Raw genomic sequence first — 26873 nt, forward strand, 5'->3', positions numbered from 1 at the left:
CAGTTCTACCTATCGGTAACGAAGGAGACCACCCCATTTTCGTCATGTGCCGTTCGTGTCGCGGCCCGGGCGCGCCGGGGCGCGGACGCGGTGCCGGGCGTGTCGTGTGGGCCGTCGGGACGCGCGGATAGGATCGGGGGTCGTGCGCATCGCTCTCGTTGATTCCGGTATCGGCATGCTGTCCACGGCCGCGGCGCTGTTCGCCGCCAGGCCGGACGCCGAGCTGTACCTGTCCATGGACCCGGACCACATGCCGTGGGGTCCGCGTACCCCGGCCGAGGTGGTCGAGCGCGCCCTGGCGGGCGCGGAGGCCGCCGTGCGGGCGGCCGGGGGCGACGTGGACGCGGTGGTGGTCCCGTGCAACACGGCGTCGGTCCACGGACTGGCGGAGCTGCGGACGCGGTTCGAGCCGGAGGTGCCGGTGGTGGGGACCGTCCCGGCGATCAAGCCGGCGTCGGCGGCGGGCACCCCGATCGCGGTGTGGTCCACCGAGGCGACCACCCGCAGCGAGTACCAGCGCCGGCTGGTGGAGACCTTCGCACAGGACGTGGACGTGACGCCCGTGGCGTGCGTCGGGCTGGCGGAGGCCGTGGAGTCGGCCGATCCGGGGCGGATCGCCGCGGCGGTGGCCTACGCGGCGGAGCGCACCCCGGGCCGGGTGCGCGGGATCGTGCTGGGGTGCACGCACTACGACCTGGTCGGCGAGGCGATCACCGGGGCTCTGCGGGAGCGGTCCGGCGCCGTCGGCGGGGTGGAGCTGTTCACCGCTGCGGACGCCGTGGCGGCGCAGGCGCTGCGCCGGATCGGCGGGGCCGCGGCGGCGGGAGGCGGGGGCCGGGTGCGGGTGCTGGCCAGCGGCCGTCCGGCGCGGCTGCCCTCGTCCGCGCTGTCCTACCCGGCGGGCCGCGCCCTGGCCGCCGGGGAGCGCTCGCCCGCCCGCTAGGCGTACCGTCCGTGGAGGTCGGCGGCGCCCGTACCGGCCCATGAAGGGGTCCCCCGGAACCGGTGCGGACCGCGACACCCCCGGTGGCCGTCGGCCGCGCTCGCCTCCTCCCGCGCCGCGCCGCTCGACGGCCGACCGGGCCGGCCCCCGCCGTACGGCACCGCGGGCACCGCACGGCAGGGGCACCGCCACGCGCCGTCCGGCGGGAGGGCGCCCGGGGACAGCTCCCGCACCTGGGCACCGAACCACACGAGCGCATCCAGCGCACCGGCCCCGGGACCCGCGGCGGATCAGCGGTGCGGCGCGAGTTCGGCGGTGCGGTCGGGGGCCAGGACATCGCCGGGGACGCCGGGAACGGCGCCGGCCGCCAGGGTGCGGACCAGGTCGCGCACGCCCGCGGTGTCGTTGTCGTGCAGCAGGGTCTCCAGCAGCGACAGCGCGGCGCGCTGGTCTCCGGGCTGCTCGCGGACGTGGCGCCACTGGGGCTCGGTGGCGGCGTCGGAGAGCATGAGGGTGCGGCCGACCTGGCCCAGCGCGGTGAGCATCAGGGAGTCGTGCGGGCGGTGCACCAGGGCGGCGTTGACCTGCTCGGCCTGGTTCTCCGGGTCGACCTCCTCGGCGGGCTGGGCGCGCAGGAAGTCCAGGATGCGGTCGGGCGGGGCCAGCGGCCGGATCGGCGGCATCGCGGCGATCATGGCGTGCACCTCGGCGAGGTCGCCGAGGATCTCCCCGGTGGCGGAGAGCTCCCCGATGAGGCGTTCGGCCCGGCGGGCGGAGCACCCCGCCACCCACAGCGCGCCCCGGCCCACGGCCAGGCGGGCGGCGGCCAGTGCCAGTTCGGCGCCGCGGCGCGGCGCGCCCACGCGCTCGAAGTAGCGGGACCAGGTGGTGACGCGCACGCCCAGCCGCCAGTCGTTGCGGACGATGCCCTGGCACACCAGGTTCTCCACGGCCTCCACCCAGGCGGGGCGCAGGGACGGGTACGCCTCGGCCTCCTCGACGGTGGGCAGCGGGGCCACGGCCTCGCGGGGAGGGCACTGGCCCAGGCGGGCCAGCCAGGACAGCAGGCGGGCGCGCTCGAACCGGATGCGGCGGCGCAGGGCGGGCCGGCGCGGGTTGTGCGGTTCGAGGGCGAGCTCGGCCTCCATCCGGTCCAGGACCTCCAGGGCCTGGGTGTGCTCGTCGCGGCGGCGCAGGGCGCGGACCAGGGTGAAGATGCCGTCGGCGCCGAGCAGGGCGGGTCCGGTGGCCGTGTGCTCGTAGCGGCGCAGCTCGGCCTCGGCCCGGCCGGGGTCGTCCTCGTCGATGAGCAGGTGCACGCGGGCCAGGGTGAAGGCGGGCCAGGCGGGGGTGCGCTCCCATCCGGCGAGGTTGCGCGAGGACAGCAGCTCGCGGCGCAGGCCGGCGGTACCCGCCGCGTCGACGTTGGCGTGGCAGCGGGCCAGGGTCTCCAGGGCGGAGACGGGCAGCGGCCCGTGTACGTGCGGCCCCGGCTCGTCCTCGGCGGCGGCCACGGCGCGGGACAGCGCCCGGCCGCCCTCGGCCAGGGCGGAGACCCGCACCGACAGCGGCCAGTGGGCCAGGAAGAACAGGGTGGCGGGGCCGAACACCCCCGGCACCTCGGCCTTCTCCGCCCCGGCCTCGGCCACCAGGCGGCGGGCGGTGCGCAGCGCGGAGCGGGCGACCGCCTCCACCTGGACGGCGTCGCCCGCCTCGGCCAGCTCGGGCAGGCCGGTGACGGCCTCGGCCAGCTCGGCCTGTCCGGCATCGGCGAGTCGGCGTGCGGTCTCCCCTGCCCACATCCACATCGGCATCATTGTCTCCCCCTGTAGTGCCGTGGGAACAGAACGTAGCAGCCGACTTGTGAGCCTGTCCGGAAAACGCGTGAAACCGGTGCAGGACAGGCGGTCGGGGCCTCGGATCATGAAAGTCGGCCGGATAGACTCGGGGCCATTCAGCCACGCCGCCGCCGTGAGGGGACGAGGACACCGATGGGATGGCGAGACCGTTTCGGTTTGCGCAAGGCCAACCGCACGGGCAAGGCCCGGTTCGACCGGGCGACCGAGGACGGCGACATCAAGGCGCTGATCGAGTTCGCCGACAGCAAGGTGGGGGTGGAATTCTTCGTCGAGCCGGAGACCTTCGCGACCCAGACCACCGCGGTGGCCGTGGCCACCGACGGCGAGTGGATCCGGCGCCGCTGCGGCTCCCCCGAGGTCATCCGCAAGGTGGCGTCCAAACGGGGCATCCCCGTGTACGACGTGCAGATCATGGGTTATCCGCAGCGGATGCGGGACTGGAGCGCCCGCAACAAGAACGGCCGGAGCCTGGACTGATCCAGGCGGGCCGCGACCCCTCCTCCCCCCGACCGGATCTATGAGACGTAGGTCACCTCACGTGTGCTCCCGGCGCCGTTCCCCGCCCCCTCGGACGGGGACGCGCCCGGACGAAGAAGGTGAGAACGGACACGTGGAGAACCGGTACCGGCCCACGCGAAACCCGTCACCGGGTCATTTTGGGCATTGATGACGAGTCCTTGCCGCGACTTCCTCACCGAACGGGTTCCCTAACGACCCGCATCCGTCGCATACTCACCTGGGAGGGGGGACTCTGATGAAGCAGGATCTCACGGCCCTGTGCTGCGACTGCGGCACGATTCGCGAGGTGAGCGACTACCAGAGTGTCGGCGAGGCCCAGTCCGCCTACGGACTGGCCCGGTGCGTCGTCTGGCGCAAGTGCCGCACCTGCAACCGTCGCACCTACCACGCCTACCTGCGTGCCGACGAGGACCGCGACGAGCTGGAGGACGCCCTGCGCCTGGACGGCGCGCTGGCCGCCGAGGCCCTCGACGAAGAGGTCGAGCAGCTGCGGCTGTGCGGGGTCGACGTGGGCCACGCCCCCGTTCCCGCCATCTGGGACGGACAGTCCGTGGGCATGGTGACCCAGCGGCTGACCGACCGCGCGTACTCGATCGTGCTCGACCCCGAGGCGTCGGTGGTGTCCCGGCTCAAACTCATCGACATGATGTGGAACGAGCTCCTGGTGGGAGAGCACGACGACCGCTGGTTCATCCAGGAGTCCGAGGACGACTCCCCCGGATACGCCGTCCGGCTCTTCGGCTACCGCACCCGCGGCTGACACGGACGTGGAACGGCCGGGCGCCCCGAGAGCGCCCGGCCGTCGCCGTGTCCGGGGTCAGACCGCCGGGGCCGTCCGCCCCGACAGGCGGCGCAGCGCCGACCGGGCCACCCCGGGGTCGGTGGTGCCCCAGTACGGCGGCAGCGAGGCCCGCAGGAACCCGCCGTAGCGGGCGGTGGCCAGCCGCGGGTCCAGGACCGCGATCACGCCCCGGTCCCCGGTGGAGCGCAGCAGGCGCCCCGTGCCCTGGGCGAGCAGCAGGGCCGCGTGGGTGGCCGCCACCGACAGGAAGCCGTTGCCGCCGTGGGCGGCCACGGCGCGCTGGCGGGCCGAGGCCAGCGGGTCGTCCGGGCGCGGGAACGGGATGCGGTCCACGATCACCAGCGACAGCGACGGGCCCGGCACGTCCACCCCCTGCCACAGCGACAGGGTGCCGAACAGGCAGGAGTTCTCGTCCTCGGAGAAACGGCGGACGAGCTGCCCGGTGGAGTCCTCCCCCTGGCACAGCAGCGGGTGGTCCAGGCGCTCGCGCAGCTCGTCCGCGGCCTGCTGGGCGGCGCGCATCGACGAGAACAGCCCCAGGGTGCGGCCGTCCGCGGCCTCGATGAGCTCGGCGATCTCGTCCAGGTACGCCGGCGAGAGCCCGTCCCGGCCGGGCGGGGGCAGGTGGGCGGCGACGTAGAGGATGCCGCTGCGGGCGTGGTCGAACGGGGAGCCGACGTCCAGCGCCCGCCACCGGGGCTCGCCCGCGGCGCGGTGCGGGCCGTCCTCGTCGTCGCCCCCGGCGGAGGGCGGCGCCGCGGAGCGTTCGGCCTCCTCCCGGCCGACCTCCCGGCCCAGGCCCCACTGGCGGGCCAGCGCGTCGAAGGAGCCGCCCAGGGTGAGGGTGGCGGAGGTGAGCACGACGGTGCGGTCGCCGAAGAGCTTCTCCCGCAGCAGCCCGCCCACGGCCAGCGGCGCGACGCTCAGCGCGGGGCGGCGGCCCGGGGCCTTGGTGAGCCACACGACGTCGGTGCGGTCGCGCAGGGCGGGCTCGAAGGACTCCAGGACGCGCACCGCGGTGTCGTGGACCTCGGTGAGGGCGGCCAGGGCCAGGCGCCGCTCGCTGGCGGCCTCGGCCTCCTGCTCGCCGGGCGAGGGCCCGATGGCGGTGACGCACGCGGCGGCGGTGTCGCGGACGACGGTCACGGCCCCGGCCAGGCCCTCGTCGATGTGGTCGATGCGCCCCTCGGGGGCGTCGGCGAACATCAGCGCCAGGCCCTCGCCGGCCTCGGTGAGCCGCTCGGCGACCATGGGCTCGATGAGGCGGCTGGCGCGCTTGGCGGCGAGGGTGACGGTGCGCTCGGCCAGGGTGCCGGTGGCCACGGAGGTGGCCCGGTCGACGAGTTCGTGGGCCTCGTCGATCATGATCGTGTCGTGCTCGGGCAGGATGTGGTTGCCCTGGGTCATGTCGATGGACAGCATGGCGTGGTTGGTGACGACCACGTCTACGCCCTTGGCCTCCTCGCGGGCGAACTCGGCGAAGCACTCCTGGCCGAAGGGGCAGACGCGGGCGCCCATGCACTCGTTGGCCGCCACCGAGACCTGGCGCCAGGCCAGGTCGGTGACTCCGGGGACGAGTTCGTCGCGGTCGCCGGTGGTGGTCTCCTCGGCCCACTCGTGCAGGCGGGCCACCTGCTTGCCCAGGGAGGACAGCTGCCGGGGGTCGAACAGCTCGGCCTCGTCCGACTCCTCGGCCGCGGTGGTGAGCCTGTTGCGGCACAGGTAGTTGCGGCGGCCCTTGAGGACCGCGAACGTGGGCTCCCGGCGCAGCCCGGGGCCGACGGCCCGGGCCAGCCTCGGCAGGTCGCGGTCGATGAGCTGGTTCTGCAGGGCGATGGTGGCGGTGGAGACCACGACGGTGGTGTCCTTGTCCATCGCGCGCCGCAGGGCGGGGACCAGGTAGGCCAGGGACTTGCCGGTGCCGGTTCCGGCCTGGACGACGAGGTGCTCGCGTCTGTCGACGGCGTCGGCGACGGCGGCGGCCATGGTGGACTGGCCTTCGCGCCGGGTGCCGCCCAGGGCGGCCACGGCGGTGTCGAGCAGGGTCGGGACGTCGGGGAGATCTGCCACGGATCGACAGTACCGGCCGCCGGGGACGGACCGGGCCCCGTCCACAGGCCCGGCCCGCCGCGGGGTCAGACGAGTCCGCGCAGGAGCTCGTCGAGGGCGTCCAGGGACTGGCCGAGGCCGGTCTCCATGCCGGAGGCGACCATGCCGTCCCGGTCCTCGACGCTCTGGTAGAGGGACACGTTGGTGTACAGGGTGCGGCCGTCCGGGGCCTCCTCCAGGGTCAGGGTCTCCATGGCCACGTGGCCGGGCATGCCCTCGAACTCGAAGGTCTGCACGATCCGCCCGGGTGCGGTGACCTCGTGGTAGACGCCGTGGAAGCCGTACTCCTCGCCGCCGGCCTTCTCGACGAAGCGCCAGCTGCCGCCGGTGCGCGCGTCGGCCCGGTCGATGACGGTCTCGGACGAGGCCAGGCCCCACCAGGAGGCCAGGTGCTCGGGCTCGGTCATGGCCCGGAACACCACGTCGCGGGGCGCGTCGAAGTGGCGCTTGACGACGATGTCCTGGCGGCCGGGCTCGGCGATGATCTCGAGGTCGCTCATTGTCCTTCTCCTTGTTCGCGTGCCTGTTCCCTGATCCTGCTGATCTCGGCTTCCAGGCGCCCGAAGCGGTCCTCCCACCGGCCGCGGTAGCGGCCGAGCCAGTCGGAGACCTCCCGCAGGGGGGCCGTCTCCAGCCGGCAGGGGCGCCACTGGGCCTCCCTGCCCCGGGTGATGAGCCCGGCGCGTTCGAGGACCTTCAGGTGCCGGGAGACCGCTTGGAGGCTGATGGGGAACGGCTCCGCGAGCTCGTTGACGGTCGCCTCTCCCTCGGCCAGCCGGGCGAGCAGGGCCCGCCGCGTCGGGTCGGCCAGCGCGGCGAAGGTGAGGCTCAACGGGTCGTCGGCCATCCTCTTATTCAACCTCCTTGTTGATCAACAGATGTGTTGATTATGGACCACGCCACCGACAGGCGGCGACACCCGGTACGGTTCACCCGGGTGAAAATCCCGGAAGGAGCCACGATGGCACGGACCGGCACGGCGCGGGCGGGCGCACCCTCCTGGCCGGAGCTCGCGGCCTCCGACCCGATGCGGGCCCTGGAGGAGTTCGCCGCCGGCTGGTACCCGGCCGAGCGGCCCCCGGGCACCGGGGCGTATCCGGGGCTGCCCGGCCCCCTGGCCCGGTTCCACCGGTTGGCCGCGGCCCGGCCGCGGCTCCTGGGCGGGCAGAACCGCCTGCTCCCGCCACACGGATCCGGCGGCGGCGCCGTGCACGTGCTGGGCGAGGAGAACCAGGGGGTGTTCTCGTGGGAGCTGCGGCGCACGGCGGAGGGGTTCGGGGACGACCCGGTCGTGTGGTTCTCCGTGGAGGGCGAGGAGCCCGTCGCCGAGCAGGAGCCGCTGAGCGGCTTCCTGCTGCAGTTCGCGCTCTACGAGGCGGCCGTCTGCTCCGGGTACGGCGCCTGCGCGTCCGCCGTCCCGGCGGCGCAGGCGGACGCCGTGACGGGGGCGCTGGCCCCGGTCCCGCTGCGGCCCTTCCTCGCCCCCTGGATGCCCACCCTCCTCTACGCCGGCCAGGACCTGGTGGTCTCGGTCTCCGCCTCGGGCGCGCTGTTCGACGTGTGGGCGGGCGCCGCGCACCCGGGTGCGCTCTCGGCCCTGCGGGACCTCCCCCTCGCCTGGGACCGGTTCGACGGGTAGGTCAGCCGGCCAGCAGCAGGACACCGCCGGTGAGCAGGGCCGCCGCCTTGAGCACCTCCAACACCACGTACACCAGGTGGGCGCGCGAGCGGGGCGCCTCCTCCCCCGCCAGGACAGCGTCCGAGCGCCGGTTCAGCCCGGGGCGCACCGCCAGCAGCTGGACCGCCAGCACCCCCGCCGCCGCCAGGGCCGGGACCGGGACCGGCACCGCCCCCAAGAGCGCGACGGCCACCAGAACCGCGGCGAACACCGCCTCGACCCCGTTGAGCGCCCGGAACACCAGCCTGCCGATCCCCAGCCCGACGCGCACCGTCACCCCCGGCGCGCGGAACTTGAGCGGCGCCTCCAGGAACGAGACGGCCAGCACCATCCCCAGCCACACGAACACCACCGCGGTGGCGACCGCCTCCGCCCCCCCATGACCGCGCCCCTTCCCGTCCCGGCTCCGCGGGGCCAGGCTAGCGACCCGGCCCGGGCGCGGGCCGGTGCCGAAGGTCCCCGGGCCGGGCCTCCTCCCGGCAGGAGGCCCGGCCCCCTCCCCTGCGAGGGACCCCGCCGCGGTCGTCCCCCTCCGCCCCCGGCGAGGTGTCAGGCGCCGTCGGCCAGGTGGATGCCCAGGTCCGTGCGGCCGGGCAGCAGGTCCTCCCGCAGCGCGCGCGTGCCCTGGTAGTCGCCGTCGCTCAGGCGCCGGAACCGCTGCGGGGTCTGCGCGTCGATGCCCTTGAGCCGGTCGAGCAGCCGCCCGGTCTCCCGGTCGGCGCCCTCCGCGCCCAGGCCGTCGGCGTCGTGGACCACGTGCAGGTCCAGCACGTCGATGCCGACGTACCACAGGACGCCGTGGGTCAGCGGGAAGAGCAGGGAGTCGATGTCACCGCTGATCCCCCGGCTGCCGATGGAGCGGTCGTCCTCTCCGGCCGTCACCACGACGAGCGCCCTGCGCCCGACCAGCCCGCCGTCGCCGTAGCGGCGGGGGACGCCCAGCTCGGGGTCGAGGTCGCCGTAGGCGAACCCCTCGGTCAGCACCCGGTCGAACCAGCCCTTCAGGATCGCCGGGGGGCCGTACCACCAGAGCGGGAACTGCAGGACGAGCAGTTCCGCGGCGGCCAGCTTGGCCTGCTCCTCCCGCACGTCCGGGGCGGCCCGGCCGGCGGCGAGCGCCTGCCCGGCCAGCGCCGCGATGTTCCCCGGGCGGCCCGCGGGCTCCCCGAAGTCGCGCTCGCCGAGCACGGGGTCGAAGCCCTGGGCGTACAGGTCCGACGTCGCCACCTCGTACTCCTGGGACAGCGCCTCGGTCCCGGCCCGGAAGAGGCGGTCGTTCAGCGAGCCCCGGCGCGGGTGGGCGTGCACCCACAGGGCGGTGCGGGGCTGCGGCGGATGGATGATCGTCATGGGCCACCTTCTCGTGCTCGGACCGGCTGGTCGGACCCATTCAAGCGCGCGGGGGTGAGACGTTGAATATCCGAACGGCTCAACCGGATACGCCATCGTCTAAGCTGGCGGCATGGACACTCTGACGGAGGTGCTGACGCACATCCGCTCCGCGGGGGCGCTGCTCGGCCGCAACCTCATGTCCCCGCCGTGGACGGTGCGGTTCGACGAGGGCGCGTCGATGACCCTGGTCACGATGCTGCGCGGTGACGGCTGGATCGTTCCGGAGGGGGAGGCCCCGGTCCGCCTGGGCAACCGCGACCTGGCGATCGTGACCGGCGCCCGACCGTTCGACGTCTCCAGCGACGCCGGGGGGCGGGCCGCACCCCTGTACGTCGCGACGGAGGCGGGCGTGTGCACCGACGAGGCGGGCAACGTCCTCTCCGACGAGAGCATCGTCCTGGGCGTGCGGACCTGCGGCACGCGCCTGGACGCCGAGCACGCGCTGCTCACCGGCTCCTACACCGCCACGGGGCGGGTGGCCGACCACCTGCTGGGCGCCCTGCCGCGGGTCCTGGTGGTCCCGCACGGGCTGCGCCGGTCGGCTCCGCTGGAGCTCCTGGAGACGGAGATCGCCCGGGACGAGCCCGGTCAGCAGGCGATGCTCGACCGGCTCCTGGACCTGGTGCTGGTCGGCACCCTGCGCGACTGGTTCGCGCTCCCGGAGGCGTCCGCGCCGCGCTGGTACCGGGCGGCGGCCGACCCCGTGGTGGGTCCGGCGCTCAGCGCGATGCACGAGGAGCCGGGCCGCCCGTGGACCGTGGGCTCGCTGGCGGACGAGGCGCGGGTGTCGCGGGCGACGTTCGCCCGCAGGTTCGCCGAGCTGATGGGCGAGCCGCCGATCGCCTACCTCACCGGTTGGCGCCTGTGCCTGGCCTACGACCTGCTCAAGCGCGACGACGACACCCTCGCCTCGATCGCCCGCCGCGTCGGCTACTCCAGCGCCTACGCCCTCAGCGCGGCCTTCACCAGGGAGTACGGCATCCGCCCCAGCCACCACCGCGCCCTCGCCCACACCTGATCCGAGGCCCTCCGGCAACGGCCCCCGAAGAACCTCCCGAAGGCCACCGGGCAAGACCGTCCCAGAGCCGAGTGGGCCTGGGGCAACGCAACCACAACCCCCGGGGCGAAGCCCCGCGTCGTGAGAGAGCGCCCCGCCCCGCCGATCACCACGACACCGGCCCCAGGGGCAACGCGGAGACTTCGGGGACCTCCCCCGGCAGGAATGACGAAACGCCCACGCGAGGCGGGCGAAGGCCGCCGGGCCAGGGCGTCCCGCACACGACACAAGAGAACCCCGGAAGAACAGCCCCGACACCCGCGACCCCGACCCCAGGGGGTCACCTCGGGGGGTTCGGGGGGTCTCCCCCCGGCAGACACAACGAAGACGACCCCGCGAGCGCGTTCACGCGCGAGCCAGGTCGTCCCAGAGCCGAGTGGGCCTGAGGCAACGCAACCACAACCCCCGGGGCGAAGCCCCCGCGTCGTGAGAGAGTACCCCGCCCACCCCACCGACACCCGCGACCCCGGCCGCAGGGGGTCACCTCGGGGGGTTCGGGGGGTCTCCCCCCGGCAGACACAACGAAGACGACCCCGCGAGCGCGTTCACGCGCGAGCGGGGTCGTCCCAGAGTCGAGTGGAGCTATGGGGATTCGAACCCCAGACCTCCTCCATGCCATGGAGGCGCGCTACCAACTGCGCCATAGCCCCTGGTGGGTGTCGCGCGGTCGTGGCCGCCGACGGTGTCGAGTCTATCGGATTCGGGAGGCCGTCGTGACCCCGCGCGGTGTCGGGCGGCCCACACCGCCCGACACCGCGGACTCAGCCCGGCTGCACGGGCAGCGGGTGGGCCCGGCCGAGGGCGAAGCAGGCGGCGACCAGCAGCACGGTGACCGCGATGAGCAGCACGTCCCACCGGTCCGCCCGCAGGTGGGCGAGGCGGATGCGGCGCCCCGCCGGGTGTTCGGCGGCGTACGTGAACCCCTTGGTCTCCAGGGCCTCGACGGTGGTGCGGGTGCGCTTGGCGGTGTTGAGCATGAGCGGGTAGAACGCCGCCACGACCGTGGTCCCCACCCGCACCACCGCCCGCCATCCGAGGAACCCCGGCGGGGGCGGCGGTGCCGCGCGCAGCCGGTACCCGTCGACGACGGTGTGGAACTCCTCCATGAGCACCGGCAGCATCCGGTACCCGTAGCTGACGCCGAACGCGACCATGGCGGGCGCGTGCAGCGCCAGCAGGGCGTCGGACAGCTTCTCGGGGTCCAGCGACACGAAGGCCGCCATGCTGGCGAGGCTGACGGTGGCGAGTTTGAGCGTCAGCTCCGCCAGGGCCAGCACGGTGCCCAGGTCGCCGCCGAAGAACCAGGAAGCGATCAGCAGGTATCCGCTCTCCAGCACGAACCCGAAGACGAACAGCCCGAGGATGAGCGGCCCGACCCGGCTGAGCACGACGGCGGCCGCGCACACCAGGAACAGTCCCGTGAGCACCGTGAGGTCGTGGGTGAGCCAGGGCACCACGGCGAAGACCAGGTACCACCCGAGGACGAACCGGGGGTCGCGGGAGGCCAGCAGCCCGCCGCGGGTGGCGTAGGCGGTACGCAGGAGTTCGAGTTTGACCCACTCGACGGAGAGGGTGTCCCTCTCCCTGCGGTCCCGGGTCCGTTCAGCGGCGGCCATCGGCGGCCCTCCGTCCGGTGGTGGCGGGTCCGCGGCCGAGGAGTTCGGCCACGGACAGCGGCGGCGGTTCCAGGCCCAGCTCCAGGCCGAGCCGCACGACCTGGGGCGGGACGAGGCCGGCGGCGGCCATGAGGCCGGGGTCGGCGAAGAGCGCCGCGGGGTCGGTGTCGGCGACGACCCGGCCGCCGTCCAGGACCAGGACGCGCTGCGCCCAGGTGGCGACCAGGTGCATGTCGTGGGTGGCGACGACGGTGCAGCGGATGGTGTCGGCGAGCGCGTCGAGCATGGCGATGACGGCGTCGCGGCTGGCGGTGTCCAGGCTGGAGGTGGGCTCGTCGAGCAGCAGCAGGGCGGGGCGCACGGCCAGCCCGATGCCCAGGGTGGCCCGGCGCTGCTGGCCGCCGGACAGGAGCCGCCCGTCGCGGTCGGCGAGGCCGGCCAGCCGGATGCGCTCCAGGACGGTGTCCACGAGGCGGTCGGTGTCGGGGACGCCGCGCGCCCGGGGGAACATCGCGATGTCCTCGCGCACGCTGTCCTTGAGGAACATCTGCTCGGGACGCTGGTAGAGGTGGCAGACCCGGTCGGCGAGGTCGGCGGGCCGCACGGCGCGGGTGTCGGTGCCCTCCACGCGGACGGTGCCCGAACGGGGCACCTTCAGGCCGGTGAGCAGGCGCAGCAGGGTGGACTTGCCCGCCCCGTTGCCCCCCACCAGGGCGACGCGCTCGCCGGAGCGCAGGGTGAGGTCGATGCCGCGCAGCACGGGGGTGAGGCCGCCGCCGACCTCGCGGTAGCCGTGGTGGACGCCGGCGAGTTCGGCGACGGCCTCGCCGGGCGGCGGTGCCGGCCGGGCGGGGGCGGCCCCGCCCAGGGGGGTCCCGGCGAGTGCGCGGGCGGCCTCGGGGACGGTGAGCGGAACGGGTGCGCCGGGGACCAGGGCGCGCACGGCCTGCGCGATCTGCGGCGCGGGGATGCCGTGCCGGTCGAGTTCGTCGTGCCGTTCCAGGGCCTCGCGCACCGGCAGGTGCCACACCGGCGCCCCGTCGGCCATGAGGACCACCGAGCGGGCGTAGCGGGCGACGAACTCGGCGTGGTGCTCGATGACGACGACGGTGGTGCCGAGCCGGGCGTTGAGGTCGGTGAGCGCCTCGTAGATCCGCTCGGCCCGGGCGGGGTCGAGTTCGGCGACGGGCTCGTCCACGACGACGACCTCGGGACGCAGCGCCAGCACGCTGGCCAGGGCCACCAGGTGCTGCTGCCCGCCGGACAGCTGCCAGGTGAACCGGTCGGCGAGGTGGGCGACACCGAGCAGCTCCATGGCCTCCTCGGTGCGCTCGGCGTGGTCGTCGAGCCCGAAGTTGACGGGGGCGAAGGACACCTCGTCGCGGACGGTGGGCCGCACCAGCTGGTTGCCGAAGTCCTGGTAGACGTAGCCGACCAGGTGGGACAGGGCGGCCACGGAGGCGGTGCGGGTGTCGGTCCCGCACACCCGCACGGTGCCCTCGAAGGAGCCCGACCAGTAGTGCGGGACGAGGCCGTTGAAGGTCTTGCACAGGGTGGTCTTGCCGGAGCCGTTGCCGCCGATGACGGCGGTGATGTCGCCGCGCTCGACGCGCAGGTCGACGCCGGTGAGGGTGTCGGCGCCGGCTCCCGGATAGCGGAAGCGCAGCCCCTGGATCTCGACGGCGGGCGCGCCGGGGTCTCCGCCGCTCACCGCTCCTCCCCCGTGCCGTCCGCGCCGCCGGCGCCCTGGGCGGCGCGCTCGCGGCGGGAGTGGACGACGAACCGGACGGCCATGACCAGGGCGGCCAGCACGATGACCGCGGCCGAGACCCCGATCCACAGGAACCGCTGCCCGTACAGGTCGATGAAGTCGGGCTGCCACACCCCGAAGTTGTCGAAGATCTCCGAGGTGAACGCGGCGATCATCGACACGAACGTCAGCACCAGGGCCAGCAGCAGGAACGCGCCGGTGCCGCGTTCGGCCAGGGCGTGCGGGCGGGCGGGGTCGCGCGGCGCCAGCCCGAGCAGGGGCTCGATCTTGCCGTACAGCCGGGGTGCGAGGGCCATGGCGGGCAGGGCCCCGAAGAGGACGCCGCTGATGAGCAGCGCGGTGGTGAGGCCGACGGCCTCCAGCAGCAGGACGGACTCGGGCAGGCCGGGCACGAACTCGGCGTCCTCGACACCGACCATGACCTTGCCGATGTCGACGACGGCCGACAGCAGCTTGTCGACGAACACGACGGTGACCCCGGCCAGGAACAGCTGGCCGCGGCGGCGCGGGTCCCGGACCAGGCACCCGGCGATGTAGACCCCCAGGAACATCTGGAGGTAGCCCTCCAGCTCCCCGATTCCGGAGAAGTCGCCCATGAGCAGGTCGACGAAGACGATCTCGCCGAGCGGGGCTCCCAGGGCGGCGTAGAGGGGGTGGAAGAGGGAGGCCATGACCACCGGGACGAACGCCAGGTAGGACACGGACAGCTCGACGGGGCCGAGCCGGACCTCGGGCAGGACCTCGGTGATGATGTTCGCGAGACCGAACAGCGTCATCGAGAGCACGAAGATCATGAGCTTCTGCCCGGAGTTGAGCGCGGGGGTCCGGGACGGTTCCCGGACGTCGGCGGGCTGGGGGGAGGCGGCCATCGCGGGTCGACCTTTCGGAGAGGGGGATGGGGAGGCGGGGTGCGGGGACCGCTCAGGGGGCGAGGGGCGCCGGGGCGCCCGTCCACAGCCGGAGCAGGTCGCCCATCTCGTCGATGACGTGGTCGGGGCGCAGCAGCGGGTCCCCGCCCGTCAGTGCCTGCTCGATGCGCTCGTCGGAGGCCGAGCCGCCGCGCACGACGACGGCGGTGCCCACGCCCGAGCGGCGGGCGGCCGCGGTGTCCCGCCAGGGCTTGTCGCCCACGAACCACGTCCGGGCGGGGTCGGCGTCCAGGGCGGTGAGGGCGGAGCGGACGGTGGCGGGGTCGGGTTTGCGGTGGCCCAGCTCGTCGGAGTACACGTGGGCGCCGATGAGGTGGGCGATGCCGAACCGGTCGAGCTCCTCGCGGACGGCGCGGCCGCACACGGTGTTGGAGACGACCGCGACGGGGATGCCGTGCTCGGCGCAGTGCTCCAGCACCTCGCGCACGCCGGTGCGCATCCGGGCCAGGCTCTTGGAGTCGGCGTATTCCAGGGTGAGCTGGGCGGACTCGGCGTACAGGAAGGCGCGGGCCCGCTCGGGCAGGTCGCGGCCGACCATGTCGTGCCAGAACGCGCGGGGGGTGATCTCAGGGATCGGGCCGTCCTCGTCGTGGCCGGCCTTCCAGTCGCGGTAGCGGTCGCGGCCGGTGCGCACCAGGGACAGGACGTCCCCGGTGGTGGTGGCGTAGCCCGCCCGGTCCAGGCGGCGTGCGAGCGAGGCGGCGAAGTCGCGCTGGACGCCGGGGGTGGCGCTGGAGACGGCGATCACCCCGCCCTGGTCGAGCAGGAGCGCGCCGGGCCCGCCGGGGCCCAGGGCGCGGCGGGCCGCGGCGGGCCCGTACGCCCGCGGCGGGGCGACCCGGACGAGGTCGTCCTCCCCGGCGCCGGGGGCGGCGGTGCGCGCCTGGGCGGGGACGAGGTCGGCGGCCTGCTCCGGAACGCTGTGCCAGAGGGGGTCGACCAGGCCCTCCGGGGTGTCGAAGACGGCGTCGGCGGTCTCCCGGACCGGGTAGGGCGGGGTGTCGGTGTGGTGGTGGCGGGTGAGGACGACGGCGGCGGCACCGGCGCGCCGCCCGGCGACGACGTCGCGGTCCTGGGTGTCGCCGACGTACCAGCAGCGTTCGGGGACGGTGCCCAGGGCGCGGGCGGCCAGGGCGATCATCTCGGGGTGGGGCTTGCGGATGCCGACCTCGTCGGAGTACACCTGCACGCCCACCCGGTCCTGGAGCCCGGCCTCGCGCAGCAGCGACCGGTGGGCGCGGCCCGAGTGGGCGTTGGAGACGATGCCCACGCGCACGCCCAGAGTGCGGGCGGCGTGCAGGAGGTCGCGGATGCCGGGGCGCAGGCGGTGCTCGGACAGCAGGGTGGACATGTCGGCGAGCAGGGGGCCCGCGCTGCCTGCGAGGGTCTCCCGGACCGGGTCGGGCAGGTCGGAGGCGAGGAAGTCCGTCCAGATCTCGCGGTGGGTCAGCTCGCGGGGGGTGCGGCGGCGCCCGGCCGCGTTCTTCCAGTCCTTGAGGGCGGCCAGGCCGGCGTCCAGGGAGGCGCGCAGGTCCGCGGCGGGCACGTCGTGCCCGGCGCGCAGCAGGGTCTCGCGCAGGTGCAGGGCGAAGGCGTCGCGGCCCCCGGGGAGTTTGCGGGTCTGGAAGACGACGCCGCCGAAGTCCAGCAGCAGGGCGTCGGGGCGTCGGCTCAGCGCGGGGGTCGGGTCCAAGGTCTCTCCTGCGGGTCACGGGGGCGGAAGGTGCGTTCACCGGTGACGGTAGGCAGGGGTCCGAGCCGTGGGGAGGCCGTTCGGTGGCCGGTCGGGAAACGGGTCTGGAACGTTCCAGTCCGGGGCGGGCGGATCACTCCGATCCAGGACACAATGGTCGGCGTGACAGGAACCCGACCCGGACGCCGCCCCACCATCGTCGACGTGGCCGCCGCCGCCGGGGTGTCCAAATCCCTGGTGTCGCTGGCGCTGCGCGGTGACCCGGGCGTGAGCGAAGCGACGGGGGCGCGCATCATGGCCGCCGCCGACCGGCTCGGCTACCGCTCCAACCGGCTGGCGCGCGGGCTGGTGCAGGGGCGCACGATGATCCTGGGAGTGCTGCTCACCGACCTGGCCAACCCGTACCACACGGAGGTCGTGGCGGGGGTGGAGGCGGCGGCGGAGGCGCGCGGGTTCACGGTGCTGCTGGCGCACGGCCGCCGGGACCGGGTGCGGCTGGAGCGCCAGCTGGACTCGCTGCTCCAGCTCAACGTGGACGGGGTCGTGGTGGTGAGCTCCTGGGTGGGGCCCGCGGCCCTGGCCGAGGCCGCGCGCCGGGTGCCGGTGGTGATGGTGGGCCGGCCCCGGGAGTTCGCCCCGGGGGTGGACACCGTCGCCAACGACGACGAGGCGGGGGCGCGGGCGGCGGTCCGGCACCTGCTGGAGCTGGGCCACACGCGGATCGGGCACCTGTCCGGCAGCGGCAGCCCGTCGTCGCTCTCCCGCGAGGAGGGGTACCGGGACACCATGCGGGAGGCGGGGCTGGCCGACGGGATGCTGGTGCACCCGGTGGGCGAGGACCGCGAGCGAGCGGCGGCGGCACTGCTGGCGCACGGGCCCGGCGCGGTGTTCGCGGTCAACGACCTGGCGGCGCTGGCGGTGCTGGACCACGCCCGGCCGGAGGTCTCGGTGGTGGGCTACGACAACACGTCGCTGGCGGAGGTGACCCGGCCCCGGCTCACCAGCGTCGACCAGCCGCGCGCGATCATGGGGAGGCTGGCCACCGAACTGCTGTGGGAGCGCATGGGCGGCCGGACCGGGGACAGGCACGAGGTCCTGGCCCCGGCACTGGTGGTGCGGGACTCCACCGCACCGCCCGGGCAACGGCGGGGAGGCGGTACGCCATGACGGATCCGGTCCAGGTCCTGCGGCGCTGGGAGGAGCACGGCGGCGTGTGGCGGGTGGTCGCGCGCACGGACTCCGAGGTGACGGTGTCGCTGTGCCGGTGCGACGGCGGCGAGGAGATGGACCGCCTGGTCTCGGGCGATCCCGGCCTGCTGGAGTTCGTCGACGCGCACCCGTGAGGACCGCGGCCGCCCCCGCGGACCCCGGTCCCCACCGCTGCGCGCCGGCGCCACCCCGTCCCGTCCTGTTCCGACGGCACCCTCCCGGACCGTGGGGGCGGGCCGCGGGCCCGGCGGGGGCACGGCCCCTACCGGGCGGCGGACCGGTAGCGGTGCACCGCGAGCGGGACGAACACCGCCAGCAGGACCAGCGGCCACACCAGCGCCATGAGCAGCGCGTTCTGGGCCACCCACGAGTCGGACACCACCCCGGGCGACCCGAACAGGTCGCGGGCGGCGACCACCGTCGCCGACAGGGGGTTCCACTCCGCCAGCGGCGCCAGCCAGCCGGGCATGCTGGAGGTGGGCACGAACGTGTCCGCGACCATCGCCAGCGGGAACACCAGGGAGAAGAACTTCATCGCCGCCTCGGGGCTGCGCACCACCAGCCCCAGGTAGATGCCGATCCACGTGAAGGCCAGCCGCAGCCACAGCAGCAGCCCCAGGGCCGCCAGCGCGGACGGCCACCCCTCGTTCCACCGCCAGCCGATGAGCAGCCCCATCCCGGCCAGCACGGCCAGGTCCACCACTCCGGCGACCACGTCGGAGACGCTGCGCCCGGCCAGCAGCGCCGACGGCGCCATGGGCAGGGTCCGGAAGCGGTCGATGACGCCGCGCCCGGCGTCGGAGACCACGGCGATGGTGGTGTTGCCGATGCCGAACGCCATCGTCAGCGCGAACAGGCCCGGCATCAGGAAGTCGCGGTAGTCGTCCACCCCCGCGGCGGCGCCCATGGTCTCGCCGAACACGAACCCGAACAGCAGCACGGCCAGCACGGGAATGAGCAGGGTGCCGATCAGCTCGTCGGGCTTGTGCACCAGGTGGGACAGGTAGCGGCGGGCCACCACCCCGGTGTCGGACAGCGCCCAGCCCAGGCGCCTCACCGTCGCGTTCATCCCTCCCCCTCCCCGGTGCGGCGGCCGGTCAGGCTGAGGAACACCTCGTCCAGGCTGGGCCTGCGCAGCGCGATGTCCTCCACCTCCAGCCCGGCCTCGTCCAGGGCCCGTACCACCTTGGCCAGTTCACTGCCGCGCCCGCCCACGGGGGCGCGCACGGTCTGCGTGTCCGGGTCGACGTCCAGCGGGGCGCCGCACACCCGGCCCAGCACCTCCGCGGCCTTGTCGACCTCGGAGGGGTCGGCGACCACCACCTCCACGCGGCTGCCGCCGACCCGCCTCTTGAGCTCCTCGGGCGGCCCCTCCGCGATCACCCGGCCGGCCTCCACCACCGAGACCGTGTCGGCGAGCCGATCGGCCTCCTCCAGGTACTGGGTGGTGAGCAGGACGGTGGTGCCCCGGTCGACGAGGTCGCGCACGGCCCGCCACACCTCGGCCCGGCTGCGCGGGTCCAGACCGGTGGTGGGCTCGTCCAGGAACAGCACCCGCGGGTCGAGGATGAGGCTGGCCGCCAGGTCCAGGCGGCGACGCATGCCCCCCGAGTACTGGCGGACCGGCCGCTCGGCGGCGTCGGCGAGGCCGAACCGCTCCAGCAGTTCGGCGGCCCGCGCCCTGGCGGCGCCGGGGCGCAGGTGGTGCAGGCGGGCGAACATCTCCAGGTTGCGCCGTCCGCCGAGCACCTCGTCCAGGGCGGCGTACTGGCCGGTGAGCCCGATGCGCTCGCGCACCCGGCGGCTCTCGGAGGCCACGTCGCACCCGGCCACCCGGACACGGCCCGCGTCGAAGCGGACCAGGGTGGCCATCGCCCGGACCGCGGTGGTCTTGCCCGCCCCGTTGGGCCCGAGCAGGGCGTGCACCGTTCCGGGGCGCACGGCCAGGTCGAACCCGTCCAGGGAGGGCCTGCTCCTGGACGGGTAGGTCTTGCGGACGCCCTCGGCGAGGATCACCGCCTCGGTGGTGCCGGTCACGGGGCGATCCTCTCCCCGGGGGCCGGGACGGTGGTGCCCGCCCGCTCCCGGACGGCGACGACGGGGCGGGGCAGCGGGGCGCGGACCAGCGGGTCGACGAGGGTGACCTCCTCGTAGCGGCCCAGCCCGATCCGGGCCATGTTGCGCACCGACTCGCTGCCGTCGGTGTAGTAGGCGCAGTGGCCGGGGATCTCGCCGGTCTCGATGCGCAGGGCGCCGAAGCCGGGGCGCAGCGGGGTGGGACCGTGGCCGAGGTCTCCCGCACGGCCGCGCGGGAAGAAGCGGATCCAGTCCTCGCGGCCCTGGGCGGCCCACAGGTTCCCGGAGTAGCGCAGGTCCGCGGTGGAGGAGCCGCCCATGCCGGGGCTGCCCAGGACGATGCAGTCGTCGACGCGGGCCTGGGCCAGGGCGAGCCCGCACACCACCGTTCCGTAGCTGTGGCCGACCAGCGTGATGTGGGCGTTGCCGGGCAGGAAGCGGGTGAGCCGGACGAGGTCGGGGGCGGCCTGGCGGGCGGGTCCGCGGAACGCCCCCTCGACGAATCCGCGAGGGGTGTCGTAACCCATCCACACCACGACGGCGAACCGTTCTCCGCGGGCGATGGTGCCCATGGTCCTCAAGAGCGTGGCACCGTTCACCCGGGGGCGGGTGGGACGGCTCGGATCGAAGTAATTCCCGAGGTAATTGTCGTTTCCCGGGACGAGGACGACGATGTGGTCGGCGGTCGCCACATCGCCCAGGGCCTCGACGATCCGGCCGTCGCCGGTGTCGTCGTAAGCCAGCAGTCGAATGCCGTTCCACTCCTGGTCCCGGTAGTGCAGGGGCGCCGGGGGCGGCGCGGTCCGGGGGCCCGCCGTGATCATGATCCTCCGTCGGATCGAGGGATTCTCCTTGACGCTTTCGACGTTAGATGCGCGGTCCCCGCCATTCGAGGGTGCCGACTCCCGATTCGGCGTCCATCCACGCCCACCACAGGGGTGGTGGTGGCACTACCGACGAAAGTGGTGGAGCCGCCGTGAACTGCGGATCCTCTTTTCTCCGGCGGGAATTCCGGGCGGTTCCCCTTCTTATGCGTCCGGTTTCGGCCATCGACCGTTCATCGCCCGCACACCGTGCGAACGCGCCGGGAAATCCAGGGGAACCGTCACCGTTCCCCGGCACCGCGCGCGTTCGTGTCCGCGGACGCGCAAGGACCCCGTCGCGGGGGCGACGGGGTCCCTCCGGTGCCGCGGAACGGCTATCCGGCGTACGTCTCGAACTCGGCGACGCGGGGCGTGCCGTTCGAGCCGGTGATCTCGAAGTTGATCTTGCGCAGCGTCGTCGGGGCGAAGGTGATCACGCCCGCCCCGCTGCCGGTGGCCAGGACGGCGCCGGTGTCGTGGTTGACGACGCGCCAGGAGCCGATGGCGCCGGTGGCGCCGGAGGCCTCCCGGATGTTGATCGCGGAGACCGTGGCGGGCGTGCCCCACTTGACCGAGATGCGGCCGGTCGTTCCGTTCGGCGACCAGTAGGTGCCCAGGTCACCGTCGATGACGTTCCCGTAGCCGGTCCCGCTCGCCTTGCTCGAACCGTCGGCGCCGGCGCCGAGGCTGAGGTTGCTCCCGCCGGGGGGATCGGTCGGGTCCGGGTCCGTGGGGTCGGGGTCGGTGGGGTCCGGGTCCGTCGGGTCGGGGTCGGTCGGGTTCTCGGCCTCGCAGTTGCCGTCCGAGACGCGGTTGCCCTTGTTCGCGCCGGAGATCTCCCCCAGCATCGCGGGGACGCAGCCGGCGTCGTCGAGCGAGTAGGAGTACGGGATGCTCACCGAGGTGGTGGACTCGGGGTTGGGGCCCGCAGGGTAGTTCTCGCTGCCCTGGCTGGACCAGGTCACGCCGTCGAAGACGTTGCCGGCGACCTGCCAGGTGCCCCGCTCGTTGGTGTAGAAGGTGCCCAGGACATCCTTGGAGTCCTGGAAGTAGTTGTTCTCCACCTTCGCACGGGCCCCGGCCCGGGAGTTGATCCCGGACTCGGCGATGTCGTCGTAGTGGTTGTTGTACATGTGCCCGATGCCGCCGCGGAGCAGGGGCGCGCGCGAGTCCAGGTTCTGGAAGACGTTGTGGTGGTAGGTCACGTAGCCGTTCGAGCGGTCGCTCTCACTGGACCCGACCAGGCCGCCGCGGCCGGAGTTGCGCAGGATGCTGTAGGAGAGGGTGACGTACTGGCTGTTGTTCTTGAGGTCGAAGAGCCCGTCGTAGCCCTCGGACTCACCGCCCGACGCCTCCAGGGTGACGTGGTCGACCCACACGTTGCGGACGCCGCTCTCCATGCCGATGGCGTCGCCGCCGTTGGACGTGGGCGAGCCGGACTTCTTGACGTTCCGCACGGTCACGTTCTGGATGATGATGTTGCTGGACTCGCGGATGTGGATGCCCAGCTGGTCGAACACGGCGCCGCTGCCGACGCCCACGAGCGTGACGTTGCTGATCTTCTTGAGCTCGATCACGTCGGCCGCCGTGTCGCAGCCGGGGCCCGACACCTTGGACGTGTTCCCGTGGTTGATGGTCCCCTGCACCTCGATGACGATCGGGGTGCTGGTGCTGGGCCGCGAGCACAGGGCCTGGTGGATCTGGGTCCCCGTCGTGGCCCGCACGGTCTGGCCGCCGGCGCCGCCGGTGGTGCCGCCGTTCTGGGTCGCGTAACCCGTGGCGCTGCCGGTCTGGGCCGCGACCTGGGACATCGACAGGGTCAGGCCCCCCGCGACCAAGGTCGCGGCGGCCACCGTCGACAGGAGTCGACGCACCGTTGTTCGTCTCACCGTTTCCCCTTTCCGAGGGATGGGTTCGGGTAGGTCTTCCACGAGAGTCAGGGAAAGCGCTTTCCGAGTCAAGGGGTGCATTCACACCTTTATTCGGGACCCGAACCCACCGCACTCTTCTCACGGTCGCAACCTGCCGTTTCATCGCGAGCCCGTCCAAAATTCGGGATCGCGTACCCAACGGGCCCCGCCACCGTCCACAGGAACGCCACGATTGTGCAGGCGGGAGGAGTTCAAGAAGGGATCGTGGCCCTTTTCCCCGCCTCGCCCCGGCGCACCGGCCGCCCCCGGAACACCGCACGACCGCAATTCCGAAGCGCCACACCGGGGAAATCCCCCCGTCACACGCCGCACCGAAATATCAAGGAAAGCGCTGTCCACGACCATCCCGCGCACCGCCCCGGAACACCGCGCAGAAAGCCCCCGCCACCAGCGCTTTCGCCGCACACGACATGAAAACCCACCGAGCGCGAGGGAGCCGGACACCCGCACTCCCGCCGGACCGGGCGAAGCCGCCCCGCACCCCCGACACCCGCGACCCCGACCCCAGGGGGTCACCCCGGGGGGGTCGGGGGACCTCCCCCGGCAGACACAACGAAAACGCCCCCACGAGACGCCCGAAGGCCGCCGAGCAGGTTCGCCCCAGAGTCCGATGAACCTTGGACAACGCAACCACAACCCCCGGGGCGAAGCCCCGCGCCGTGAGAGAGCGCCCCGCCCCGCCGATCACCACGACACCGGCCCCAGGGGCAACGCGGAGACTTCGGGGACCTCCCCCGGCAGGAATGACGAAACGCCCACGCGAGGCGGGCGAAGGCCGCCGAGCCAGGTCGCCCCGCACACGACACAAGAGAACCCCGAAAGAACAGTCCCGACACCCGCGACCCCGACCCCAGGGGGTCACCCCGGGGGGGTCGGGGGGTCTCCCCCCGGCAGACACAACGAAGACGACCCCGCGAGCGCGTTCACGCGCGAGCCAGGTCGTCCCAGAGCCGAGTGGGCCTGGGGCAACGCAACCACAACCCCCGGGGCGAAGCCCCGCGTCGTGAGAGAGCACCCCGCCCACCCCACCGATCACCACGCCCCCGGCCGCAGGGGGGTACCTCGGGGGGTTCGGGGGGTCTCCCCCCGGCAGACACAACGAAGACGACTCCACGAAGCACCCGAAGGCCGCCGGGCCGGGTCGCCCCGCACACGACGTAAGAGAACCCCGGAAGAACAGCCCCGACACCCGCGACCCCGACCCCAGGGGGTCACCTCGGGGGGTTTCGGGGGGTCTCCCCCCGGCGGACACAACGAAGACGACCCCGCGAGGCGGCCGAAGGCCACCGAGCAGGGTCGTCCCAGAGTCGAGTGGAGCTATGGGGATTCGAACCCCAGACCTCCTCCATGCCATGGAGGCGCGCTACCAACTGCGCCATAGCCCCTGGTGCGCCGCTCGGTTACCCCGGTCGGCGATGGATTCACTGTACCGGAGGTTAAGGGACGGTTGAGCCACGGGGTCACCGCCGTGGCACCTGGTGGAGGCGGCAGTGCCGGCGCGGGGCCGAATACCCTGGACGGGTGCCCGAATCAAAGCTTGAAATCCAGATGCTCCACGACCGCCTGCTGGTGAAGACGGTCCCCGACAAGAGCGAGCGGCGCAGCAGCGCGGGCCTGGTCATCCCGGACACGGTGAAGCTGGCCACCCGGCTCGCCTGGGGCGAGGTGGTCGGCGCGGGGACCGGGGCCCGCCACGTCAAGACCGGCGACCGGGTCCTGTTCGACCCCGAGGAGCAGGGCGAGGTGGAGCTCAACGGCGAGCGCTACACCATCCTGCGGGAGCGGGACGTGCACGCGATCGCCAAGGAGGCCCCGGAGCGGGGCACCGGCCTGTACCTGTAGCCCTCTCCCGGCCCGCGCGGAACACCGCCGCCGCCCGCGTCACCCGTCGCGCCCGGGACGGGCCTCCACCGCCTTCACGAGGGAGTGCAGGCACAGGGTGAGCGCCTCGTAGGCGGGGACCCTGGCCGTGCCCACGTACGTCCAGCCGGCGTACAGCCCCGCCCAGAGCAGCTGCTCGGCCCACAGCGGGCCGATCCTGGGATCGACGGTGCCGTCCTCGTGGCCCCGTTCGATGAGCGCGCGCAGCGCGAGGTCCGCGGGGCCGCACTCCTCCTCTTCCGTCGCGCCCTCGGCGAGGTCGTCGGAGCCGAACGCCAGCATGATCACCTTGCGCAGCGTGAAGTACTCGGCGACGAGCCGGGTGAACGCCTCGATGGCGGTGCCCTCGGTGGTGCGGGCGCGCTCGCACGCCTCGTCGATGAGCTCACCGGCGTACTCGCTCAGGGCCTCGGTGAGGTCGGTGCGTTCGGCGAAGTAGCGCTGGAGCGTACTGCGGGCCACCCCGGCGGTTCTGGCGACCTGGGACAGCGGGGCGGCGGGGTTGTCCCCGAGGACCTGCACGGCCGCGTCCAGGATGGCGCGGCGGGTGCGGGCACGGGTCCTCGTCTCTTCCTCCGAAGAGGGTGCGCTCTTCACCATGCGTCCATCCTAGAGTGATGGGTATTTGGTTGACAATAATCGGTCACCTGTGACCTAATTTCAAGCATGGCTGAACGTATTGCGACAACCGACGACCCGCCCTCGGCGGAGTCCTCGCCCGAGGCGGAACCCCGCTTCGCCCAACTGAAGGTGCTGTGGTCGTTCGTACGGCCGCACCGCCGCAAGCTGCTGCTGGGCCTGGTGCTGGCCCTGTTCGGCTCGGCGCTGGAGCTGGCCAATCCCATGGTGGTCAAGCTCGTCCTGGACACCCTGTCCGACGGCGGCGGGCTGGCGGTGCCCATCGCCCTGCTGCTGGGCCTGTTCGCGGTCGGCGCGGTGCTGGGCGTCTACCACTGGATCCTGCTGGGCACGGTCGCCGAGAAGGTCGTGCTGGACGCGCGCACCTCCCTGGTGCGCCGCTACTTCCGGGCCGCGCTCGTACCGCTGTCCAGGCGCCCCACCGGCGAGCTGGTCACCCGGGCCACCTCCGACACCGTGCTGCTGCGCGAGGCCGCCTCCAGCAGCGTCATCAGCCTCATCAACGGCGGCGTGCTGCTGGTCGGCACCCTGGTCATGATGGCGGTCCTGGACCTGGTGCTGGTCTCCGTCACCGCGGGGGCCGTACTCGTGGTCACGGTCCTGTTCCTCGCCCTGATGCCCGCCCTGGCCAGGGCCCAGGAGAAGGCCCAGAACTCGCTGGGCCTGATGGGCGGCGTGCTGGACGGCGCGCTGCGGGCCATCCGCACCGTCAAGGTGAGCCGGGCCGAGGAACGCCTGGGCGACAAGATCCTGGAGCACGCCCGCGAGTCCGCCGAGCACGGCGTGCGGGCGGTCCGCCGGGAGGCGGTGGCCTGGACGATCGCGTTCAGCGGCGTCCAGCTGGCGATCATCGCCATCCTGGGCTTCGGCGCCCTGCGGGTGGCCTCCGGCGACATCGGGGTGTCCACCCTGATCGCGTTCCTGCTGTACGCGTTCACGCTGCTCACCCCGGTCATGGAGCTCTCCCAGAGCGTGAGCACGCTCCAGTCGGGCATCGCCGCCGCCAAGCGGATCCGCGAGGTGGAGGCGATCCCGCTGGAGCCGGCGGCCGAGGCTCCGGCGGTCCCTCCCGGTCCCGGCCCGGCGGTCGGCGGGCACGCCGCCCCCGGCCGCGGCGACGCCCCGGAGGCGCTGCTGGAGCTGCGCGGGGTGACCGCCCGCTACGCCCCGGGCGCCGCGCCCGCGCTGACGGCGGTGGACCTGGTGATCCCCCGGCGGGGGCACACCGCGATCGTGGGCCCGTCGGGCGCGGGCAAGACCACGGTGCTCTCGCTGCTGCTGCGCTTCCTGGAGCCCGAGGGCGGGGAGCTGCGGGTGGGCGGCACCCCCTACCGGGAGCTGACCCCCGAGCAGGTGCGCGCGCACTTCGCCTACGTGGAGCAGGACACCCCGGTGATCCCGGGCACCCTGCGGGAGAACCTGCTGTTCAGCCGCCCGGACGCGACCGAGGAGGAGATCCTGCGGGTGATCGGGGACGTCCGCCTGGCCGACAAGGTCGAGGCCCTGGCGGAGGGGCTGGACACCCCGCTGGACGCCACGGCGTTCTCGGGCGGCCAGCGCCAGCGGGTGGCCCTGGCCCGGGCGCTGCTGCGCTCGCCCGACGTGCTGCTGCTGGACGAGGCGACCTCGCAGGTGGACGCCATCACGGAGGCGGCGATCACCGAGAGCGTGCGGCGCCACGCCGCCGGGAACGCCGTGGTGACGGTGGCGCACCGCCTGTCGACGGTGATCCACGCGGACCGGATCATCCTGATGGAGGACGGCGGGGTGCGCGCCCAGGGGACGCACACCGAACTGCTGGAGCGCGACACCCTGTACCGGGACCTGGTCTCGGCGCTGCACATCGCCGAGGTCGAGGCCGAGGTACCGGAGCCGACCGCGGCCGGCTGAGCCGCGGGGCGTTCGG

The 26873-nt window shown here is 73.8% G+C and carries 23 protein-coding genes, 2 tRNA genes and 1 pseudogene; 9 read left to right on the forward strand and 17 right to left on the reverse strand.

The window, feature by feature from the left end; translation table 11 throughout:
• The first annotated feature begins 142 nt into the window (after positions 1 to 142).
• A complete protein-coding gene (locus BUE45_RS17590; protein ID WP_245833318.1) occupies positions 143 to 943 on the forward strand; it encodes a glutamate racemase in 801 nt (266 codons plus the stop codon).
• 290 nt (positions 944 to 1233) lie between these two features.
• On the opposite strand, the gene BUE45_RS17595 is transcribed toward BUE45_RS17590, so the two are convergent.
• Complete coding sequence (locus BUE45_RS17595) at positions 1234 to 2757, reverse strand: hypothetical protein (RefSeq protein ID WP_073380431.1); 1524 nt, start codon at positions 2755 to 2757, stop codon at positions 1234 to 1236.
• 177 nt (positions 2758 to 2934) lie between these two features.
• On the opposite strand from BUE45_RS17595, the gene BUE45_RS17600 reads away from it, so the two are divergent.
• Both BUE45_RS17600 and BUE45_RS17605 read left to right on the forward strand, forming a co-directional pair.
• Positions 2935 to 3279, forward strand: a complete 345-nt coding sequence (locus tag BUE45_RS17600; protein WP_073380432.1) for a hypothetical protein — start codon at positions 2935 to 2937, stop codon at positions 3277 to 3279.
• Positions 3280 to 3556: 277 nt separating this feature from the next.
• Positions 3557 to 4081 (forward strand): DUF6315 family protein, encoded by a 525-nt coding sequence (locus BUE45_RS17605; RefSeq protein ID WP_073380433.1) that lies wholly within the window; start codon positions 3557 to 3559, stop codon positions 4079 to 4081.
• Between the two features lie 57 nt (positions 4082 to 4138).
• Here BUE45_RS17605 and BUE45_RS17610 read toward each other — a convergent pair whose 3' ends face one another.
• The 3 genes from BUE45_RS17610 to BUE45_RS17620 all read right to left on the reverse strand — a co-directional run bounded on the left by BUE45_RS17610 (position 4139) and on the right by BUE45_RS17620 (position 7079).
• Positions 4139 to 6193, reverse strand: coding sequence for an ATP-dependent DNA helicase (locus BUE45_RS17610; protein WP_073380434.1), 2055 nt, complete (start codon positions 6191 to 6193; stop codon positions 4139 to 4141).
• A gap of 65 nt (positions 6194 to 6258) precedes the next feature.
• Complete coding sequence (locus BUE45_RS17615; RefSeq protein ID WP_073380435.1) at positions 6259 to 6732, reverse strand: SRPBCC family protein; 474 nt, start codon at positions 6730 to 6732, stop codon at positions 6259 to 6261.
• On the reverse strand, positions 6729 to 7079 hold the full coding sequence (locus tag BUE45_RS17620; protein WP_073380436.1) for an ArsR/SmtB family transcription factor: 351 nt from the start codon (positions 7077 to 7079) through the stop codon (positions 6729 to 6731). Before BUE45_RS17620 ends, BUE45_RS17615 begins: the two co-directional genes overlap by 4 nt.
• Positions 7080 to 7193: 114 nt before the next feature.
• On the opposite strand from BUE45_RS17620, the gene BUE45_RS17625 reads away from it, so the two are divergent.
• Positions 7194 to 7871 (forward strand): hypothetical protein, encoded by a 678-nt coding sequence (locus BUE45_RS17625; protein WP_073380437.1) that lies wholly within the window; start codon positions 7194 to 7196, stop codon positions 7869 to 7871.
• A gap of 1 nt (position 7872) precedes the next feature.
• Here the strand turns inward: BUE45_RS17625 and BUE45_RS17630 are convergent, their stop codons facing one another.
• Together BUE45_RS17630 and BUE45_RS17635 are read right to left on the reverse strand one after the other, a co-directional pair.
• A complete protein-coding gene (locus BUE45_RS17630; RefSeq protein ID WP_245833319.1) occupies positions 7873 to 8262 on the reverse strand; it encodes a hypothetical protein in 390 nt (129 codons plus the stop codon).
• A gap of 197 nt (positions 8263 to 8459) precedes the next feature.
• The gene (locus BUE45_RS17635; RefSeq protein WP_073380438.1) at positions 8460 to 9260 is read right to left on the reverse strand and encodes an NAD(P)H-dependent oxidoreductase; all 801 of its coding nucleotides are present in this window, start codon (positions 9258 to 9260) and stop codon (positions 8460 to 8462) included.
• Positions 9261 to 9372: 112 nt separating this feature from the next.
• Here BUE45_RS17635 and BUE45_RS17640 point away from each other — a divergent pair, with 112 nt between their 5' ends.
• Positions 9373 to 10320 (forward strand): AraC family transcriptional regulator, encoded by a 948-nt coding sequence (locus BUE45_RS17640; RefSeq protein ID WP_073380439.1) that lies wholly within the window; start codon positions 9373 to 9375, stop codon positions 10318 to 10320.
• Positions 10321 to 10936: 616 nt separating this feature from the next.
• On the opposite strand, the gene BUE45_RS17645 is transcribed toward BUE45_RS17640, so the two are convergent.
• The 5 genes and pseudogenes from BUE45_RS17645 to BUE45_RS17665 all read right to left on the reverse strand — a co-directional run.
• A tRNA-Ala gene (locus BUE45_RS17645) sits at positions 10937 to 11009 on the reverse strand.
• Positions 11010 to 11120: 111 nt separating this feature from the next.
• Positions 11121 to 11975, reverse strand: coding sequence for an energy-coupling factor transporter transmembrane component T family protein (locus tag BUE45_RS17650; protein ID WP_073380440.1), 855 nt, complete (start codon positions 11973 to 11975; stop codon positions 11121 to 11123).
• Positions 11962 to 13686, reverse strand: coding sequence for an ABC transporter ATP-binding protein (locus BUE45_RS17655; protein WP_073380441.1), 1725 nt, complete (start codon positions 13684 to 13686; stop codon positions 11962 to 11964). Before BUE45_RS17655 ends, BUE45_RS17650 begins: the two co-directional genes overlap by 14 nt.
• The gene (locus tag BUE45_RS17660; RefSeq protein WP_073380442.1) at positions 13683 to 14615 is read right to left on the reverse strand and encodes a DUF8171 family membrane protein; all 933 of its coding nucleotides are present in this window, start codon (positions 14613 to 14615) and stop codon (positions 13683 to 13685) included. Before BUE45_RS17660 ends, BUE45_RS17655 begins: the two co-directional genes overlap by 4 nt.
• A gap of 55 nt (positions 14616 to 14670) precedes the next feature.
• Positions 14671 to 16368, reverse strand: a pseudogene (locus BUE45_RS17665) (HAD-IA family hydrolase); the annotation flags it as partial.
• 153 nt (positions 16369 to 16521) lie between these two features.
• On the opposite strand from BUE45_RS17665, the gene BUE45_RS17670 reads away from it, so the two are divergent.
• Positions 16522 to 17535: a LacI family DNA-binding transcriptional regulator gene (locus tag BUE45_RS17670; RefSeq protein WP_073380444.1), complete on the forward strand. Its 1014-nt coding sequence runs from the start codon at positions 16522 to 16524 to the stop codon at positions 17533 to 17535.
• Complete coding sequence (locus BUE45_RS17675) at positions 17532 to 17711, forward strand: hypothetical protein (protein WP_073380445.1); 180 nt, start codon at positions 17532 to 17534, stop codon at positions 17709 to 17711. The genes BUE45_RS17670 and BUE45_RS17675 overlap by 4 nt, the downstream gene beginning before the upstream one ends.
• A gap of 128 nt (positions 17712 to 17839) precedes the next feature.
• Here BUE45_RS17675 and BUE45_RS17680 read toward each other — a convergent pair whose 3' ends face one another.
• From BUE45_RS17680 to BUE45_RS17700, 5 genes are all read right to left on the reverse strand, one after another.
• On the reverse strand, positions 17840 to 18646 hold the full coding sequence (locus BUE45_RS17680) for an ABC transporter permease (RefSeq protein ID WP_073380446.1): 807 nt from the start codon (positions 18644 to 18646) through the stop codon (positions 17840 to 17842).
• Entirely contained in the window at positions 18643 to 19614 is a 972-nt protein-coding gene (locus BUE45_RS17685; protein WP_073380447.1) for an ATP-binding cassette domain-containing protein, read from the reverse strand. Before BUE45_RS17685 ends, BUE45_RS17680 begins: the two co-directional genes overlap by 4 nt.
• Positions 19611 to 20477, reverse strand: a complete 867-nt coding sequence (locus BUE45_RS17690) for an alpha/beta hydrolase (protein WP_073380448.1) — start codon at positions 20475 to 20477, stop codon at positions 19611 to 19613. Before BUE45_RS17690 ends, BUE45_RS17685 begins: the two co-directional genes overlap by 4 nt.
• Positions 20478 to 20851: 374 nt before the next feature.
• Positions 20852 to 22405 carry a pectate lyase family protein gene (locus BUE45_RS17695; protein ID WP_073380449.1) on the reverse strand — a complete coding sequence of 518 codons (1554 nt, stop codon included), beginning with the start codon at positions 22403 to 22405 and terminating at the stop codon, positions 20852 to 20854.
• 1354 nt (positions 22406 to 23759) lie between these two features.
• A tRNA-Ala gene (locus tag BUE45_RS17700) sits at positions 23760 to 23832 on the reverse strand.
• Between the two features lie 163 nt (positions 23833 to 23995).
• On the opposite strand from BUE45_RS17700, the gene BUE45_RS17705 reads away from it, so the two are divergent.
• On the forward strand, positions 23996 to 24289 hold the full coding sequence (locus tag BUE45_RS17705) for a GroES family chaperonin (protein ID WP_073380450.1): 294 nt from the start codon (positions 23996 to 23998) through the stop codon (positions 24287 to 24289).
• Positions 24290 to 24328: 39 nt separating this feature from the next.
• Here the strand turns inward: BUE45_RS17705 and BUE45_RS17710 are convergent, their stop codons facing one another.
• Positions 24329 to 24928: a TetR/AcrR family transcriptional regulator gene (locus BUE45_RS17710; RefSeq protein ID WP_073380451.1), complete on the reverse strand. Its 600-nt coding sequence runs from the start codon at positions 24926 to 24928 to the stop codon at positions 24329 to 24331.
• A 150-nt stretch (positions 24929 to 25078) separates the two neighbouring features.
• On the opposite strand from BUE45_RS17710, the gene BUE45_RS17715 reads away from it, so the two are divergent.
• Positions 25079 to 26857, forward strand: a complete 1779-nt coding sequence (locus BUE45_RS17715; protein WP_073380452.1) for an ABC transporter ATP-binding protein — start codon at positions 25079 to 25081, stop codon at positions 26855 to 26857.
• Positions 26858 to 26873: the final 16 nt, after the last annotated feature.

This window comes from Nocardiopsis flavescens (genome assembly GCF_900141985.1).
Taxonomy (GTDB): domain Bacteria; phylum Actinomycetota; class Actinomycetes; order Streptosporangiales; family Streptosporangiaceae; genus Nocardiopsis; species Nocardiopsis flavescens.

What these genes read in the sequence shown, in the direction of transcription:
- BUE45_RS17595 (WP_073380431.1), bottom strand. Translation starts at nt 2,757, where the DNA reads ATGCCGATGTGGATGTGGGCAGGGGAGACCGCACGCCGACTCGCCGAT.
- BUE45_RS17600 (WP_073380432.1), top strand. Translation starts at nt 2,935, where the DNA reads ATGGGATGGCGAGACCGTTTCGGTTTGCGCAAGGCCAACCGCACGGGC.
- BUE45_RS17605 (WP_073380433.1), top strand. Translation starts at nt 3,557, where the DNA reads ATGAAGCAGGATCTCACGGCCCTGTGCTGCGACTGCGGCACGATTCGC.
- BUE45_RS17615 (WP_073380435.1), bottom strand. Translation starts at nt 6,732, where the DNA reads ATGAGCGACCTCGAGATCATCGCCGAGCCCGGCCGCCAGGACATCGTC.
- BUE45_RS17620 (WP_073380436.1), bottom strand. Translation starts at nt 7,079, where the DNA reads ATGGCCGACGACCCGTTGAGCCTCACCTTCGCCGCGCTGGCCGACCCG.
- BUE45_RS17625 (WP_073380437.1), top strand. Translation starts at nt 7,194, where the DNA reads ATGGCACGGACCGGCACGGCGCGGGCGGGCGCACCCTCCTGGCCGGAG.
- BUE45_RS17635 (WP_073380438.1), bottom strand. Translation starts at nt 9,260, where the DNA reads ATGACGATCATCCATCCGCCGCAGCCCCGCACCGCCCTGTGGGTGCAC.
- BUE45_RS17640 (WP_073380439.1), top strand. Translation starts at nt 9,373, where the DNA reads ATGGACACTCTGACGGAGGTGCTGACGCACATCCGCTCCGCGGGGGCG.
- BUE45_RS17650 (WP_073380440.1), bottom strand. Translation starts at nt 11,975, where the DNA reads ATGGCCGCCGCTGAACGGACCCGGGACCGCAGGGAGAGGGACACCCTC.
- BUE45_RS17660 (WP_073380442.1), bottom strand. Translation starts at nt 14,615, where the DNA reads ATGGCCGCCTCCCCCCAGCCCGCCGACGTCCGGGAACCGTCCCGGACC.
- BUE45_RS17670 (WP_073380444.1), top strand. Translation starts at nt 16,522, where the DNA reads ATGGTCGGCGTGACAGGAACCCGACCCGGACGCCGCCCCACCATCGTC.
- BUE45_RS17675 (WP_073380445.1), top strand. Translation starts at nt 17,532, where the DNA reads ATGACGGATCCGGTCCAGGTCCTGCGGCGCTGGGAGGAGCACGGCGGC.
- BUE45_RS17680 (WP_073380446.1), bottom strand. Translation starts at nt 18,646, where the DNA reads ATGAACGCGACGGTGAGGCGCCTGGGCTGGGCGCTGTCCGACACCGGG.
- BUE45_RS17690 (WP_073380448.1), bottom strand. Translation starts at nt 20,477, where the DNA reads ATGATCACGGCGGGCCCCCGGACCGCGCCGCCCCCGGCGCCCCTGCAC.
- BUE45_RS17705 (WP_073380450.1), top strand. Translation starts at nt 23,996, where the DNA reads ATGCTCCACGACCGCCTGCTGGTGAAGACGGTCCCCGACAAGAGCGAG.
- BUE45_RS17710 (WP_073380451.1), bottom strand. Translation starts at nt 24,928, where the DNA reads ATGGTGAAGAGCGCACCCTCTTCGGAGGAAGAGACGAGGACCCGTGCC.